Origin of the sequence: Ruminococcus sp. RTP21204st1_B2_RTP21204_210225, from assembly GCF_040914135.1 — a bacterium.
GTDB lineage: Bacteria > Bacillota > Clostridia > Oscillospirales > Ruminococcaceae > Hominimerdicola > Hominimerdicola aceti.
The window spans coordinates 1-16383 of the sequence record NZ_JBCPGA010000011.1 but is presented as its reverse complement, the minus strand read 5'-3'; the positions used below and the strand labels follow the sequence as shown (position 1 = coordinate 16383).

Genomic DNA, 16383 nt, shown 5'->3' with positions numbered 1-16383 from the left:
GAGGATTTTATTTGACCAGCAAGGAAGTATCAATAAAACTTGTTAGCCGTCAAAGCGACGGTAATACAAAAGAAGAAACAGAGCTTATCTCAGCAGGACTTTATGAAGCAACCGAAAAAGGATATCGCATATCGTATGAGGAGTCTGAGGCAACAGGATTTGAAGGAAGCGTTACAACGCTAGAAACCGAAGGCTGCCGCAAGGTGACTATGAACAGAACCGGAACGGTTGAAGCGAATCTTGTTGTTGATATAGGCGAAAAGCAGCATTGCGTTTATGGCACTCCATACGGTGATTTTATGATAGGCATAACCGCTAAAACCATAAGATCAGATCTTGACGAAAACGGTGGAATGCTTTTCTTTCACTATGTTTTAGATGTCAATTCAAGCTATATCGGTGATTTTGAGATAGCTATAGAAGTAAAAGCGGCAAATGTTGTCGCATAATTATATTTGGAAGGACGGAAAAATAATATGACTAATCTCATAAGCGACGCATTTATTCAGGCTAAGGAGCTTGTAATGAAGGCTATGGGCGAGCTTGTTGCAGACGGAACCTTTCCAGCAGAGCCTGTTCCTGCATTTAATACGGAGATACCTGCCGACTCAAAAAACGGTGACGTTTCCACTAATGCCGCAATGGTATGTGCAAGACCTTTCAGAAACAATCCAAGAAAAATAGCAGAAGCTATCGTATCAAAGATAGACCTTAACGGCTCATACTTCGCAAGATGTGAAGTGGCAGGTCCTGGGTTCATAAACTTTTTCTATTCTACTGAATGGTATGCAACTGTAGTTGCCACTGTTTTGGAGCAGAAAGAGAAATACGGTGAAACTGACCTTGGCGCAGGGAAGAGCGTTCTTGTGGAATTTGTTTCTGCAAATCCAACAGGTCCTATGCACATAGGCAACGCAAGAGGCGGAGCTATAGGCGATTGTCTTGCGTCTGTTCTTGAAAAGGCAGGCTATGAGGTAGCAAGAGAGTTCTATATCAATGACGCAGGCAATCAGATAGAGAAGTTCAAGACTTCACTCGAAGTTAGATATCTTCAGATATACAAGCCTGAAACTGAACTTCCTGAGGACGCTTATCAGGGTCAGGACATAATTGACCATGCAAACGCATTCAATGAGATATACGGCGACAAGTATGTGAACGCTGACAGTGAAGAACGCCGTCAGGCACTTTGCGATTTTGCTCTGCCAAAGAACATTCAGAAGCTTCACGATGATCTTGGCAAATATAGAATACAGTATGACAAGTGGTTCAACGAGAGCACACTTCATAAGGACGGCTCAGTTCAGCGAGTTATCGAACAGCTCAAAGCAAGCGGTCATACCTATGAAAAAGACGGTGCCCTTTGGTTTAAAACAACAGAGTTCGGTGACGAAAAGGATAGAGTTCTCGTTCGTGAAAACGGTGTGCCAACATATCTTGTACCTGATATAGCATATCACTACAACAAGCTTGCAGTAAGAAAGTTCGATAAGGCTGTAGATATTTTCGGTGCGGACCACCACGGATATATAGCTCGTATTAAAGCTTCTATGACAGCACTTGGCGTTGACGCTGACAGACTTGACATTGTTATCATGCAAATGGTAAACCTCGTCCGTAATGGTGAAAAGTATAAGCTTTCCAAGCGTTCAGGCAAAGCTATCACTCTGTCAACTCTTCTTGACGAAATACCGATAGACGCAGCAAGATTTTTCTTCAATCTCCGTGAGCCTAATTCTCATTTTGATTTTGACCTTGACCTTGCTGTATCTCAGACAAGCCAGAATCCAGTTTACTATGTACAGTATGCACACGCAAGAATTTGCTCTGTCCTTAAAAAGATGAACGAAGAGGGCATTGAAGTTAAGAGCCTCGACAAGGCGGCTCTCAGCGTCCTCACAGCGCCTGAGGAGCAGGAGATGATAAAACACCTTGCTACTCTGCCAAACGTTATAAACGAGGCTGCAAAGGCTTATGACCCAGCTAAGGTAACAAAGTATGTTATAGACCTTGCTACAATGTATCACAAGTTCTATAACAACTGCCGTATCATGGGAGAAGACGAGAGCGTTATGCAGGCAAGACTTTCACTTTCACTTGCAGTTAAGCAGGTAATAAAGAATATTCTTGATATGCTCAAGATAACTCGCCCAGAGTCTATGTAATAAAATATCAGACCCGACCGTGGAAAACTCCACGGTCGGGTCTTTTGTTATTTCTGGGTATTTCTTATGTAGTGGAATAGATATTGCTGTGCAATGCCCTCAACACCCTTCACACAAGAGGGAAGTCCGTTCGGATACCACTGTGCAAGCACTCGCTTCACCCACACGTCTTTTGGGAAAGCGTCCGTTTTGTAAAAGCCGAAAAGCAGTGTACAATCAGCAACTTTCGGACCAACGCCCTTGATCTTCATAAGCTCGTTTCGTGCATCGTCAAGGGGCATTTCTTTTATCTTTTGGTAGTCTATCTCACCGCTCAAAACCTTTTCAATGGCGTCAACAAGATATTTTGCTCTGAACCCTGAACGCAGATACGCAAGGCTGTCTATAGTTTCATCTGCCATATCTTCAGCAGAAGGGTAGCCGCTATAATGCTCACACAGACGTCCTATAATACCCTTTATCCTTGGGATATTGTTATTCTGACTTATTATAAAGGAAGATAACGCCTCCCAACTGTCCTGCCTGAGTATTCTTATGCCGCCTGCAAATGAGCAGGCTTTTGACAGAGTTTCGTTCTCAGAGAAGCGGCGTTTAAGCTCCCCATAATCAGTATTCAGGTCAAAATAATCGATCCAAATGTTTTCAAAGTTCTGCACAGTAGTGTCATGAAGCCTAAACACGCCGTTTTCGGGTTCCTCGCTTATGGTAAGTTTGTTGTTAAGGAAAGCTCCGCTGTAAGTTTTTTTATCTATCTTCTCCCAGCGAAAAGCCTGTCCGCAATCAAGTGTGTCATCTAGTCCAAAATCAGGCTGTTTCAGCAAAATGTCACTGCCGCTTTGTGTATAATCCATAAAATTCAGCTCCTATTTATCATAAAATCATCGAATCTACTTGCAAAATTCTACAAAAAATATTATACTATAAATATTAGTATTTTTCAAGCGGATAAAATAAACATATCTAAGAAAGGATAGATCATATGAGAGAAAGCATTCTGACAATACCTGTCACAGATATATTTGAGCCGAAATGCGGCTGTCCAATATGCCGCCTGCGTGATACGTTGGAGCAGAGAACTGTTGAGTACATAATGGGAGCGGCTATGATGGAGCCAGACGTGCGTATGGAGACCAATAAGCTCGGTTTCTGCAAAACACATTTTGAACAGATGAGAGCCTGCAAAAATAGACTGTCACTTGCGCTTATGCTTCAATCACATTTGCAGGATATGCAAAAGCATATTTTCACACGAAAGAAAATGTTCGAGGGCAAGACAGCAAAGCAAAAGAAAGTCAGCGCAGTAAATAACGAATGTTTTGTATGCAGCAAGGTGGATTGGGGAATGTCAAGGATACTCGTTACGCTGTTTGAGATGTATGTTCAACAGCGTGATTTCAGAGATCTTTTTGCTCAGCAGGAAATGCTTTGCCTGCCTCACTATGACCTTTTAGTGTCTATGTGTACTGAAAATATGGATAAGAAATATCAGAAGCAGTTTATTGACGCTTGCGGCGAGCTGACAAGCAAATATCTTGACACTCTTGAAGCGGACGTATCACACTACTGCAAGATGTATGACTACCGTAACACAGGAGCAAATGCCGATTGGGGAAACTCAAAAGACTCCATAGAGCGAGCTATAAAATTTCTTACCACAAGATAAGAAATTTTCGTTACTTTTCGTTACAATGGTTACAGCTTAGATTTTATGCAGAAGATTGTAAAAGTACAATTATATGTACAGAAGATCAGATTATATCATTTAATAGGTCATTGTTCTTTGATCGGGTCATTTTTTTGTACTATGGATCTAGCATTGTAAATTTATTCTCAAACAAATTCAAAAATTATGTAGAGCGCGGTCATTCCACTGCTAACAAATAACCTTCAACAGACAAGTTTGTATGTTAATATATTCGTAACATTCTCGTGTGTATTTGTTCCCAAAAGTTAGCGTTTTTTCGCTTGAATGGTCGATTTTCGTTGTAATATGAAGTTTTCAACAGCCTGCAAATACCGATAAAACCATGAGTTTTCAACGTTTTCAACATGGTTTTCAACAGAAAATGCCCCTACGAATGTTGAAAACTTTTCATATTCAACATTTTTGCGTTGAAATGTTGAATATTGCACTTTTTAAATGCCAACAATCAGTAATATAATCAAGTAATTGGTATTCAGAGGAGTTGACTGTCATGCTTAAAGGAATTAATAAACAAATCATCGAAATAAAGTGTACAGAAAATGAATGTTTTGATAAGATTCTATTATTTGTAAACGCAAATAAAAATCATCTACACCCTGATATTTTAAGAAAAAATGCTGTTGATATCGCAAGTGCGATAACGGGGGACAAAATGTTTTCGACAAACAGAAAATTCAACTTTGCGGCTGTGATATCAACTATAATGGGTGTGGCAATGCTTGTTCTGCTGCTTATCGCATTGTGTATGTGATAAGCATAAATATCATTGATAAAATTTGTGTAAATCGTCGAAAGTCTATATAAAAAGCCTGTTTACTATTGGCATTATGTTTTTTTTGTGGTATAATTACGAGTAGTATATTTTTTTGAAAAGGAAAATTCAATGAGTAATTATCAAGATAAAAAGAATAATTTAGACGAAGAAAATGAACTGCAGCTTATAATTGGCAGAAACCCTGTTATTGAGGCTTTAAAAGCAAATAAGCTGATCGACACTATCTGTATTAACCCTGAGGCTAAAGGCTCTATAACACTTATTTGTAGACTTGCAAAGGAAAAAGGCATAAATGTCAAGCGTGTTACCGAAACAAAACTCAACAATATGAGCAGAGGAGCTTCACATCAGGGTGTTATTGCTATGGGTGCGTGTGCGGAGTATGTGTCTCCGGAGGATATTCTCAGCATCGCAAATGAAAAGGGAGAGGATCCTTTCATTATCATTTGCGATGAGATAGAAGATCCGCACAATCTTGGTGCAATAATCAGAACGGCTGAGGCGGCAGGTGCTCACGGCGTTATCATTCCAAAGAGAAGAAGTGCATCATTGAACGCAACTGTTTTCAAAACGTCCGCAGGTGCAGCAAGCTGGTTGCCTGTTGCAAGAGTTTCAAATCTTGCAGCAACTATTGATATGCTTAAAGAAAACGGTGTGTGGATATACGGAACTGACGGCGAGGGACAGAGCTATACTGAAGTTAAGCTAACTGGTCCTATAGGGCTGATAGTCGGCTCTGAGGGCTTTGGCATGGGACGTTTAATAAAAGATAAATGTGATTTTTTGCTTAGTTTGCCTATGGCAGGCAAAGTCAATTCTTTGAATGCTTCCGTTGCGGCGGGCATTTTTATGTATGAAGCCGTAAGACAGAGAAATCTATAAGGAACAGGGAGGTTAAAGCTTTGGCTGATAAATTCTCAATAGACGATATAATTTCAGAATACAGCGAAAAAGTTGAAAACGATTTAAAAACTGATGAGTCACAGGAAAACGATGAAATTTTAAATGAAGATACTAATGAAGATACTAATATTGATGAGAGTATTGAAAAAGATAATGATATCAGCGATATAGATAGTGACGGCTATGATCCAATAAAAGCAACAGATTTTGATGATGAATTGGCGTCAGATCATACGAACGAAAAAAAACGTAACGAGGAAAATGCTGCACTTATAAATAATCTCACCAAACATAAAAAAGGCAAGGCTGCAAAGCAGAGCATTCCGCCTGTGAACAGGGCAAGCCTTAAAGATATCAAAATGGGACTGACGGGAAAAATAATCCCGAAAACAGAGGAGTTTGACAAGGCACTTATCCCTGATGACGCCACCTATGAGGAAAAATCCTCTATATTGTCACAGCACAGAAAGAAGAAAGTTGACAGCTTTGTTCTTAAAACTAACGAGCAGGAAAGCGAGCCTGACAGTGATGATACAAACGATAAAGACAAGGCAGGGCAGACGGAGTTTAAGAAGTTTGATGACGCCGAAAAGGTCTTTGGCTCTATCCGTCATGTGAAGAGCAACCTTGTTCTAAGGCTTTGTGTACTTCTGTTTACGGGCATTTTCAGCACATTCATAACGGTTGCAAATGACCTGGAACTGCCTCTTATAAAGACATTTGACAGAACTATAACCCCTGCGGCATATCTGTTTGCAAACACTATTTTGGGTCTTATTTCTATAGCGGTGTGCTATAACGTGCTTCTTGCAGGAATAAAAAGCCTATTTAAAAAAGAGGCAGATAATGATACAATAGCAGCGATAGGTATTTTTATTACAGTCATTGCAGGAATAATAAATCTATTTGACCCTGAGTCTATTCGTGACAATGTTTACCATGTTTACATATCAGTTGCAATCGTGGGTCTGATATTCAATACTCTTGGAAAACTTATGGTGGTAAAACGTACTGAGCGTAATTTTAGGTACGTTGCAGGAGATTTTGAGAGATATGCAGTTACATCCGTTGAAGATGAGGAAATAGCAGAAAACTTCACAAGAGGTGCTGTTGCAGAGCCAAAGATAGCAGCTATGCGCAAAACCGAGTTTGTGGACGATTTTATGAAGAACAGCTACACTTCTGATATCTCAGATGAGTATTCAAAGAAAATAAGTCCTTATATCCTCATTGCAGGCGTTGTTATAGCACTTTTGTCACTTATATTTGATAAGGGTGCGTCAAACATGAAAGAACGTTTGTTTATAGCACTTGCGGCTTTCTCAGGCACTGTTACCATGTGTTCTTCGTTTGCGGTAATGCTTATAGTAAATGTACCTTTGGCAAGAGCTACAAAGAAGTATTTGCAGTATTCAGCGGTAATGCTGGGATATTCTTCTGTTGATGAATTTGCTGACACAAATTCACTTCTTGTTGACGCTGAACAGCTTTTCCCTAAAGGAAGCATTGAGCTTGCAAACCTTAAGCTACTCTCAGCTATTTCTATTGAAGACTGCATTTTAATGGCGGCAAGCCTTAGCTGTCAATCGGGAAGTGTTCTTAAGTCTACATTCTACAAAATGCTCAGAGGCAAGACTGAGTTGCTTTATCCTGTTGAAAGCTACATTTATGAGGACGGTCTTGGACTATCGGGCTGGATAGAAAACAAACGTGTACTTCTTGGTACAAGAGAGCTTATGGAAAACCACTCTATTGATGGTCTGCCGTCAGAAGCAAAAGAGAAGGAGTATACAAATGGGAATGTTGCTGTCTATCTTTCTATTTCTGGAATAACAGCAGCAATGTTCGTTATTCAGGTATCGCCTAATCTGTCCGTTACACGTTGGCTTCAGGAGCTTGAACTTGAAGGTATCACAACAGTAATAAGAACAGTTGACGGCTTTCTTTCACAGCGTTTTCTCTCTGATCTCTTTGATATTGAAAGCGACAGCGTTAAGCTTCTCAGCTTCAGATATCACAAGGATTACGAAAGCGAAACCGAGTACGTTCCACGTCAGGCTTCATCAATGCTTTGCAGCGGACATTTTCCGTCATTTGCAATGCTTGTGATAGGCGCAAAAAGGCTCAAATTTACCGCAGAACTTGGTGCGTCAGTGATGTATGGTGCAACGATACTTGCGGCGCTCATAGCCCTTATAATGATGCTGGCAGGTTCATTTGTTCAGCTTACTCCAACGCTAGTTATCGTCTACAACCTCATTGTAATGGGAGTAGCGTTGCTTATACAGCACATCAAAAAACTATAAAAATAAAACCTCGGTCTGTAATGATACAAACCGAGGTTATTTTTTTACTTATTGCTTATTGTCCAATCTATTGGCTGAATATTGTTGCTTACAAGGAAATCGTTAACCTTAGAAAAATGCCTGCATCCGAAAAAACCATTATACGCAGACAATGGAGATGGATGAGCCGCCTTGAATACTGCATGAATAGGGTTCGTTATAAGTGGTGCCTTAGCCTTAGCATTGCCACCCCAAAGGATAAATGCAGTAGGCACATTACGCTCATTAAGCTTTTTTATTACAGCGTCAGTAAGCTGCTCCCAGCCTTTACCCTTATGAGAATTAGGCTGACCCTGACGAACAGTAAGAACAGTGTTCATCATCAGCACGCCCTGCTTAGCCCAATCGGTAAGCTCGCCATTATTAGGGATAGAGATACCAAGATCAGCATTAAGTTCTTTAAAAATATTCTGCAAAGAAGGTGGTGGATTAACACCAGCTTTAACGGAAAAACAAAGACCATGAGCCTGTCCCGGACCATGGTAAGGATCCTGTCCAATGATAACAGCCTTGACGTTTTCATAAGGCGTGTACTTCAATGAATTGAAGATATCATGCATATCAGGATAAACAGTGAAGTGTGAATATTCGTATTTCAAAAATTCACGGAGTTTCAAATAATATTCCTTTTTAAACTCATCAGCCAGAATATCGTCCCAGCTATTTCCGATATGCACCATTATACAGCACTAATGACAGTTCCGACGATCAGACCGAGTATAAGTGCGGCAACCAAAGCGAGAACGAGTATTCTCATGACCATAGGTTTCTTGTCGTTCATTAACTATCGTTCCTTTCATAAAATATACTACTATGATTTTATCATATTTTCGCTGTAAAATCAACTGTTTGGAGGAAATTTATAAAATAATTTGTTCAAAAATAATGAAGTGGCTCACAAAGGTTCGTAAGTAAGCCACTTCTATACACAAAAAAATATCATATGAGCAAGGTTTTAACCTCGCCTTGCTTTATATGATATAATAAATTTTGTTGTCAAGGGATTACCGCAAATGTAGTATAGCTTGACAGCCCACAAAGTAGGGTGTATACTTAAAGCAGTGCACAACGGAGAGAGCCGACAAAGCATAAAAGAGCCACAAACAGCCCCTCGCACAGCGTGTACAGAAAGTTTCACTAAATAAAAATTTAGTGAAACTTAGAGAAGTGATAAATAAGGAGAATAGATATAAATGAAACAAGCATATGTAGATGATTGCCCATATTATCTTGACGATTTTCTAACTAACATGAAGGTTGTCAAAGACCGTTCTGACCGCACTGAAGAAGCTTATTTTATTGATATCCGAACATTTCTGCGATATCTTAATGTCAAACACCATGCAGTTCCAGCCGAAACGCCTTTCAATAAAATAAAAATAAAAGAAACGCCAATAGAATGGCTCGAATGCTTTTCACTAAACGATGCTTATGTTTATTTAAAGTATCTCAAAGATGAGCGCAATAATTCCACAAAAACCCGTGCGAGAAAATGTTCAGCTTTGAAACAATTCTATGTTTATCTTTGCCAAAAAGCCAAGCTCATTTCAAACAATCCGCTTGATGATCTTGAATTGCCACATATAAATCAAGCCTTGCCTAAATATCTGTCCCTTGAACAAAGCCTTGAGCTTCTGCGTAATATCGACTCTAAAAACCAGGTGCGTGATTATTGTATCATTACTCTGTTCCTTAACTGCGGTATGCGTCTGAGCGAGCTTGTGGGCTTGAATTTAAGCGATTACAGCCGAGATAACAGAACTCTGCGTGTCCTCGGCAAAGGCCGCAAGGAGCGCATTATTTACCTTAACGACGCTTGTGTTTCTGCACTTGATGAGTATATTGACACTACCCGCCCCCACGTGGAACAAACTGCCATTTTTTTGTCGGCTAACAAAACAAGGATAAACAAGCGACGTGTTCAACAAATAGTAGATGAACAGCTCCAGCGTGCAGGACTTAGCAATTTGGGTATTACCACCCACAAGCTCAGGCATACAGCCGCAACCCTAATGTACCAACACGGCGGTGTAGATACTCTTGTACTGAAAGATATACTCGGTCACAAAAGCATTGCGACCACTGAGATATACACACATTTATCTGATGAAAACATCAAAAAGGCCATGGAGTCGAATCCATTGTCTGAAGAAATTGAAAAGAAAAAGAAGTAAACAAAAAGCCATGTGAGGAAAATCACATGGCTTTTTTGCTATTTTTTCATACGAATTATAGAATGTTCTGGGAACGTCAGATCTGATCTTATCGACATCTTCATAGCTGCATGATTTGCAGTATCTATGGAGTTGTCGTATTCATCAAACATTTCCTCCACGGTGAACTTCACAGGGCTACCAACAGGTGAAAGCACTTCAATCTCGTCGCCCTTGTTGAATTTGTTTTTTTGAGTACAGTATATTCTTCCACCGCTACAACCGTCAACCACAGCCACAACATCATATTCACGAATATACCCGCCGTTTTCGTAATACTGGCTCTCCTTTGGGTGTCCAAAGAAAAATCCTGTGCAGTATGCTCTGTGGCTTACCTTGAAAACTTCATCCTTAAGCCACTGTGGCAACTCAAAATGCTCAGGATCAGACTTATAGATATCCATAGCCTTTCTGTAGGCATTTGTGATAACGGACACATAATACGAAGATTTAGCCCTGCCCTCGATCTTAAAGCTGTTCACGCCTGCCTCTGCAAGCTTATCAATGTGGTTGAGCATACACATATCCTTGGCGTTGAGGATATAAGTTCCTTTTTCGTCCTCAAAAACAGGATAAAACTCATTGGTGCGCTTTTCTTCCATAAGGTGATATCCCCAGCGACAAGGCTGTGCGCACTCGCCACGATTTGCGTCACGGTTTACAAGGTACTGGGAAAGCAAACATCTGCCTGAAAAACTTACGCACATTGCACCATGTACAAAGCACTCAATTTCAAGATCTTTAGGGGTCTTTGCTCTTATTTCGGCGATCTCCTCGAGAGAAAGCTCTCTTGCAAGCACTACCCTCTTAGCACCCATGTTATAAAATTCATTTGCAGTAACATAATTTACTATACCAGCCTGTGTGGAAACATGGATCTCCATATCAGGTGCATATTTTTTTATCAGTGAGAAAACACCGATATCGTTGGCTATCATAGCGTCAACGCCTGCCGCAAGAGCGTCATTCACAAACTGCTCTAAATGCACTATCTCGTCATTATGAGGAAGCGTATTGCAGGTCAGATACACACGCTTACCCCTGCTGTGAGCCTCGTCACAGGCTTTTTTCAGAAGTTCAGCGTCAAAGCTTGCAGAGGCGGCTCTCATTCCGAAAGCCGTACCTCCAAGATAAACTGCATCAGCACCAAAATCCAGCGCCGCATACAGACGTTCCATATCTCCCACAGGAGCAAGAACTTCAAGCAAATTATTTTCAGTCATTAAAAATTCAATCCTTTATTACTTTTTCTTTGCAAGTCCAGCCTTAACAAGATTTTCCTCATGCTCGTCAAGTGTCTTTGCATAGAATGTTTCGCCCGTCTTAAGATTATTACAGAAGTAATAGTAATCAGTCTTCTTAGGCTCAAGAACAGCGTTTATTGCAGCCATACCAGGGTTGCATATTGGTCCTGCCGGCAAGCCCTTGCACTTATAGGTATCATAACACTCGGTATAATGCTCGATAGAAGCTGTGTTGTCAGCCTCGGTTTTTATAACATTCTTAATATAATTTGTTGTTGTATCAGACTGGAGCATAGGATAGGTGTCAGGGTCGTCAAGTCTGTTCAGAAATACCGAAGCTACCTTTGGCATTTCGTCCTCAGAAGCGGCTTCAAGCTGAACGATAGAAGCAAGGGTCATAACTTCGTTAAGTGACATACCGGAATTTTTGATCTTAGCTTTGACAGTTTCGTATTTCTTTTCAAACTGCTCTCTAAGCTTCTTGGTAACGTTTCCTGCACTGTCATTCACATAAAACTCATATGTATCAGGATAGAAATAGCCTTCCATGCGATAGAACATATCGCCGTTATCATCAACATCATTTTCAAAGTCAAAGCCTTGATTTTTATTGAATTCAAACAGGAAGTCGTCAGCAGTGCAGACCTCATTATCTTCAAGCTTTTTAGCTATGTCAAGAAGATTTTCTCCCTCTGTGAATGTAATGCTTACAGTCTTGTATGACTCTCTCATTTGTGAAAGTTTTTCGATTATTTCAGAATATCCGCTTGATGGCTGAAGTGTGATATCACCAGGATATATAGCTGCAGGCTTTTCAAATTTCAAAGCAAGCATAAACAGCTTTTTGTTCTTTATAACTCCCTCATTTACAAGTATATCAGCTATCTCACTGTTTGTTGAGCCTGCAGGGATATTAAATTTGATATCCTCGTCAGTTTTTCCGATACCATAATACTCCATGCCAATAGAAATGCCGCCCACTGCAAGCACTAAAGAGACTGTAAGAATTACTATAACAAGTATAATTCCGCCAAACACCGAATTATTCACCTTGCTTTTCTTTCTTTTTTTCTTTTTCTTCTTGCTGCTTTTTGGCTTTTTTTCTTGCTTTTCGGGCTTCTCAGGCTCTTTATCCTCGTCTTCTTCGCTTTTGTCTTCCTCTGACTTGTCCTCGTGAAAAGCTAGGATAGGTTCAGGCTTGTCATCGGTCGCTTCTGGAGTTTCCTGTGGTTTCTCGTCAGTATTATCTGCCTGTTCACAGGCTTCGGAACTGTTCTCAGTGTCAGCGATAGGCTCTGCTTCAACGCTTTCTTCGTCCGCTTCATTTTTCTCGGCAGACTTTATCTTTGCGTTGACATCATTTATTATATCGTCAACATTAAAATTCAGATCGTCCATTATTTACTTCCTTTCCTTTGTGTTTATAGTATACATATCCTTATCAGTAAATACCTTGTCTACAGAGATATCATAGCCGTCATGACAAAAACTTTCTGACATACAGTTATCATAACATAAACCTAGCTTCATACCATTATAATCAGCCAAAAATCTGTCATAAAAGCCCATACCAAAGCCAAGCCTGTATCCGTCTTTATCATACGAAAGCGCAGGCACGATACACAAGGCATTGTCAAAAACGCAGTATTTCTCACAACGTTCATCAGGCTCAAAAATGCCAAACCTACCCTTTTTGAGATCATAGGTGCTGTTTATTCTGTAAAAATACATAATATTGCCGTTTTTTTCACATCTCGGGCATAGCACTATCTTGCTCTTTAGCGCCTTTCTTACTATCTCCGCCGTAGACACTTCAATATCAGAGGAAACATATGCAAGCACAGTTGTGCAGCTTTTATACTCCTCGCTGTCAAGGAAAGCTTGCTGAACAGCTACATCTGCCTGTTTTCTTTCTTCCGCAGACATACTAAGACGTATCTCTTTGAAATGCTTTCTTAAAGCTTTTTTATCTGTCATTTGCTCTGCATACCTGATTCAAGGGCTTCTGCCTTTTCTTTTGAAACAAGAAGCTCTACAAGCTTGAGTGCAAACTTCATGCTGCAGCCTGCGCCCTTTGCAGTGATGAACACACCGTCAACAGCCACAAGTCTGGCAGAATGTATCGCACCTTTAAGATCTTTCTCATAGCCTGGAAAACAAGTTGCATATCTGCCGTCAAGAAGACCTTTATGACCGATTATGGACGGAGCGGCACATATTGCGGCAATGTATCTGTTATTATCAGCACAGTAATCAACTGCACCAAGCACATCAGGGCTTGCTTCAAGATTTAAAGTACCCGGCATACCACCTGGGAGAACTATCATTTCGAGCTCGTCATTAAGAACTATCTTATCCACTGTTGTATCGGTCTTGACAGGAATGTTGTGTGAGCTGACTATCATATCAGAGCCTACACCTACAGTAAAAACTTCAACGCCTGCTCGTCTGAGCAGATCCACAGGGGCAAGAGCCTCCATTTCCTCAAAACCATTGGCAAGAAATACATAAACCATAACAAATGACTCCTTTCGATCATCTGAAAGTAATTACATTTTTATTCAAAAGAAAAGCAGGATTATAAGAAAGTTTTGACTTTCTAAGGCCCTCTATTCCTAGATCCTCTTCCCTGTTGATGAAGCTGAGACCCTTTGCGTTATGCGATGCAAACTGACTACACAGCATAGGATATGCACCCTGAACGTCAGCGAGTGCTTTTTCTATATGCACCACAAAGGTATCCGAATTTATTTGTTCACCAACCGTAAAGCCTGTCATTTTATCATTTCTGTAAAGTACAGCGCCTTTAAGTCCGAGCCTATCCATATTCGTAAGAAAAAGATCAATAGCATATTGCTCAACCACCGCCGAAGGATCGTCAGCGTTGTCATTCTTATTATAAAACTCAGCCGAAAATTCAATACAGCTGTCTATTTCCTTATCAGTAAGCACTCTGTATTCCCAAGGCTCGTCCATGAAACGCTTTATGTGGTTACGTTTGCCGTGATACTTTTTGCCTTTAAGCTCGATAAGGTCGGAAGCATTGTAAATATAGTCTGAACTGTCCCTATCATACTCGCAGATGATTTTATCACCATAATATTCTTTTATCCAGCTTAGGTTATCATCTGTTACAGAAGATACGATAAGCGGTTTTCCCTGGGCGGAAACATATTCTTTAAGTTCATCAAAAAGCCTGATATATTTTTCTTTGCCCTCAACGTCTATTTTAACGCCCGCAGGAAATGTAAAATACGGCTGACCGTCCTCAAAGGAACAGCTTATATAAAAATCACCATGATGTGTTATTACAGTGTCATTAAGTCTTTGCCACGCCATATTATTTGCAAAGCAATATTCTGCTCCTCTGAAATCTGATACTGCAAGACACTTGGTTATCCATTCTTTGTCCTCAAAACTTATTTTTCTGAAATCAAACATTAAACACACATTACTTTCTATTGATTAACCCCAGAACATCTCCGAAAATCTTATCTTTTGTATAAGGCTCGCTGCCGTCGCTGCAAGGAATAATATCCCAACCCTGTTTCTCTGCGGTAAACAAAGCGGCTTCACGGCATTTTTTCAGATACTCCACATTTGCTTCATGGATATCCTTTTTGCTTTCATCTCCGCCGTATCTTCCCGACATCAGCTTTTGAGATATCTCTATTGGCATATCCAAGAATATCACCTTGTCAGGTCTTGGAAGCCCAAGCTTATCATACTCGTAATCTTCAAGCCAGCCTATAAAATCTTCCCACTGCTCTTTCGGCAGTTTTGTCATCTGATAAATGCAGTTTGACGTAACATATCTCGCTGCAAGTACAAGACTTCCCTCTTTATAGTCATGCTCCCAAAATTGTTTGTAGCAAGCGTATCTGTCAACAGCGTAAAAGCTTGAAGCTGCGTAGGCATTTACGTCAGCAGGCGTTTTGCCTATCTCACCATTAAGATACATTTTTACCAACGCAGACGACGGATTATCATAGTCAGGAAAGCTTATAGCCTTATGCTTTATGTCATTTTCACTGAAATAAGCAGAAAGCCTTTCAAACTGAGTTGATTTTCCACTTCCATCAAGTCCCTCAAGAACTATAAGTCCAGATCTACTCAACATTATTCATTTCTCCGTAAATTTTCTTTACTTCAGCCATTTTTCCACAGCTCATTGCGCCCTCTGGACACTTGCCTTTCATTACACATGACGGACCTGCGTTCTTGAAAAGCTCAGGAGCGGCCTGCTTGCAAAGTCTGAGCATTTCATCAGCCACAGCCTTTATCTCCCATTGTGCTCTGTTACAGCATCTATGCTGGAAGAAATTAAACAGTGTTCTGACGTTCATTGTCACAACTATCTTTGTTTCACAAGCGTTTGGAAGAACAAATCTTGCGTCCTCATAGGCTTTTTTCTTAGCCTTGTTAAGTGCGTCTTTTTCAGACATACCCTGCTCTAAAAATGCCTTCTCATGAGTTTTGGTAAGTATGTCAGCAATCTTATTATAACACTCAAGGAGCTGATCCATTTGCTTGTCAAATTCAGCCTTTGCTTCTGGCACAGCCTCTATTGATGGTGGCGTGATAAACTCAAAGCCGCTTTCATTTACATAACGCTGGCTTTTTTGAGAATAAGACGCAATTCTGTGTCTTACCAACTGATGAGAGCAGGCACGGGATATCCCCTCTATGCCAAAAGTAAAAGAAACGTGTTCCATAGGGCTTTCGTGACCAATAGATACGAGCCTTTCAATAAAGCTCTTTGTTTTTTCTTCCGTAAGGCCCTCTCTAAGCGAGGCGATATCACTGCTTGAATAGCAAAGTTTTGCAGCAGTAGCAACCACCTTTTCAGGCTCAGGTGTATGGGTAATAAGCTCAACTCTCATCATATATGATCCTTTCCACATATTTTTTATATTATACCATTAAAAAGCCTACAAGTCAACATTTTATTTTAAATGGCTATTTCAACTTCCGTGTTGATGTTAACAAGCATTTAACAATCAACTTATGTAAAATGAAATAATTTAGAACGC

General features: G+C 40.2%; 16 protein-coding genes. 7 read left to right on the top strand and 9 right to left on the bottom strand.

Annotated elements, in window-relative coordinates:
* The first annotated feature begins 11 nt into the window (after positions 1 to 11).
* Together AB5123_RS05935 and argS are read left to right on the top strand one after the other, a co-directional pair.
* The gene (locus AB5123_RS05935) at positions 12 to 449 is read left to right on the top strand and encodes a DUF1934 domain-containing protein (protein ID WP_022286901.1); all 438 of its coding nucleotides are present in this window, start codon (positions 12 to 14) and stop codon (positions 447 to 449) included.
* A gap of 27 nt (positions 450 to 476) precedes the next feature.
* Positions 477 to 2165, top strand: coding sequence for an arginine--tRNA ligase (gene argS, locus AB5123_RS05930; RefSeq protein WP_368364611.1), 1689 nt, complete (start codon positions 477 to 479; stop codon positions 2163 to 2165).
* A 47-nt stretch (positions 2166 to 2212) separates the two neighbouring features.
* On the opposite strand, the gene AB5123_RS05925 is transcribed toward argS, so the two are convergent.
* The gene (locus tag AB5123_RS05925) at positions 2213 to 3016 is read right to left on the bottom strand and encodes a DNA-3-methyladenine glycosylase (protein WP_051706598.1); all 804 of its coding nucleotides are present in this window, start codon (positions 3014 to 3016) and stop codon (positions 2213 to 2215) included.
* A gap of 128 nt (positions 3017 to 3144) precedes the next feature.
* Between AB5123_RS05925 and AB5123_RS05920 the strand changes: the two genes are divergently transcribed.
* The 4 genes from AB5123_RS05920 (at position 3145) to AB5123_RS05905 (ending at position 7854) form a co-directional block, all read left to right on the top strand.
* Complete coding sequence (locus tag AB5123_RS05920) at positions 3145 to 3828, top strand: DUF6062 family protein (RefSeq protein WP_117923641.1); 684 nt, start codon at positions 3145 to 3147, stop codon at positions 3826 to 3828.
* 532 nt (positions 3829 to 4360) lie between these two features.
* Positions 4361 to 4621, top strand: a complete 261-nt coding sequence (locus AB5123_RS05915) for a hypothetical protein (protein WP_117863813.1) — start codon at positions 4361 to 4363, stop codon at positions 4619 to 4621.
* A 132-nt stretch (positions 4622 to 4753) separates the two neighbouring features.
* Complete coding sequence (rlmB, locus tag AB5123_RS05910) at positions 4754 to 5527, top strand: 23S rRNA (guanosine(2251)-2'-O)-methyltransferase RlmB (protein WP_368364610.1); 774 nt, start codon at positions 4754 to 4756, stop codon at positions 5525 to 5527.
* A gap of 20 nt (positions 5528 to 5547) precedes the next feature.
* The gene (locus AB5123_RS05905; protein WP_347512428.1) at positions 5548 to 7854 is read left to right on the top strand and encodes a hypothetical protein; all 2307 of its coding nucleotides are present in this window, start codon (positions 5548 to 5550) and stop codon (positions 7852 to 7854) included.
* Positions 7855 to 7898: 44 nt separating this feature from the next.
* On the opposite strand, the gene AB5123_RS05900 is transcribed toward AB5123_RS05905, so the two are convergent.
* A complete protein-coding gene (locus AB5123_RS05900) occupies positions 7899 to 8573 on the bottom strand; it encodes a uracil-DNA glycosylase (protein ID WP_022286908.1) in 675 nt (224 codons plus the stop codon).
* 513 nt (positions 8574 to 9086) lie between these two features.
* On the opposite strand from AB5123_RS05900, the gene AB5123_RS05895 reads away from it, so the two are divergent.
* Complete coding sequence (locus AB5123_RS05895) at positions 9087 to 10067, top strand: tyrosine-type recombinase/integrase (protein ID WP_038671994.1); 981 nt, start codon at positions 9087 to 9089, stop codon at positions 10065 to 10067.
* Positions 10068 to 10105: 38 nt separating this feature from the next.
* Here the strand turns inward: AB5123_RS05895 and AB5123_RS05890 are convergent, their stop codons facing one another.
* The 7 genes from AB5123_RS05890 to thyX are packed head-to-tail and all read right to left on the bottom strand — an operon-like array spanning position 10106 to position 16233.
* Positions 10106 to 11329, bottom strand: a complete 1224-nt coding sequence (locus AB5123_RS05890; protein ID WP_181981574.1) for a U32 family peptidase — start codon at positions 11327 to 11329, stop codon at positions 10106 to 10108.
* 18 nt (positions 11330 to 11347) lie between these two features.
* Entirely contained in the window at positions 11348 to 12748 is a 1401-nt protein-coding gene (mltG, locus tag AB5123_RS05885) for an endolytic transglycosylase MltG (protein ID WP_368364609.1), read from the bottom strand.
* A 3-nt stretch (positions 12749 to 12751) separates the two neighbouring features.
* Positions 12752 to 13327 carry a 5-formyltetrahydrofolate cyclo-ligase gene (locus AB5123_RS05880; protein WP_278946463.1) on the bottom strand — a complete coding sequence of 192 codons (576 nt, stop codon included), beginning with the start codon at positions 13325 to 13327 and terminating at the stop codon, positions 12752 to 12754.
* A complete protein-coding gene (locus AB5123_RS05875) occupies positions 13324 to 13866 on the bottom strand; it encodes a DJ-1 family glyoxalase III (protein WP_337812398.1) in 543 nt (180 codons plus the stop codon). The genes AB5123_RS05880 and AB5123_RS05875 overlap by 4 nt, the downstream gene beginning before the upstream one ends.
* Positions 13867 to 13885: 19 nt before the next feature.
* On the bottom strand, positions 13886 to 14791 hold the full coding sequence (locus AB5123_RS05870) for a phosphatidylglycerol lysyltransferase domain-containing protein (RefSeq protein ID WP_337812397.1): 906 nt from the start codon (positions 14789 to 14791) through the stop codon (positions 13886 to 13888).
* A gap of 10 nt (positions 14792 to 14801) precedes the next feature.
* Positions 14802 to 15470, bottom strand: a complete 669-nt coding sequence (locus AB5123_RS05865) for a thymidylate kinase (protein ID WP_337812396.1) — start codon at positions 15468 to 15470, stop codon at positions 14802 to 14804.
* Positions 15460 to 16233 carry an FAD-dependent thymidylate synthase gene (thyX, locus tag AB5123_RS05860; RefSeq protein WP_038673278.1) on the bottom strand — a complete coding sequence of 258 codons (774 nt, stop codon included), beginning with the start codon at positions 16231 to 16233 and terminating at the stop codon, positions 15460 to 15462. The genes AB5123_RS05865 and thyX overlap by 11 nt, the downstream gene beginning before the upstream one ends.
* Positions 16234 to 16383 lie beyond the last annotated feature (150 nt).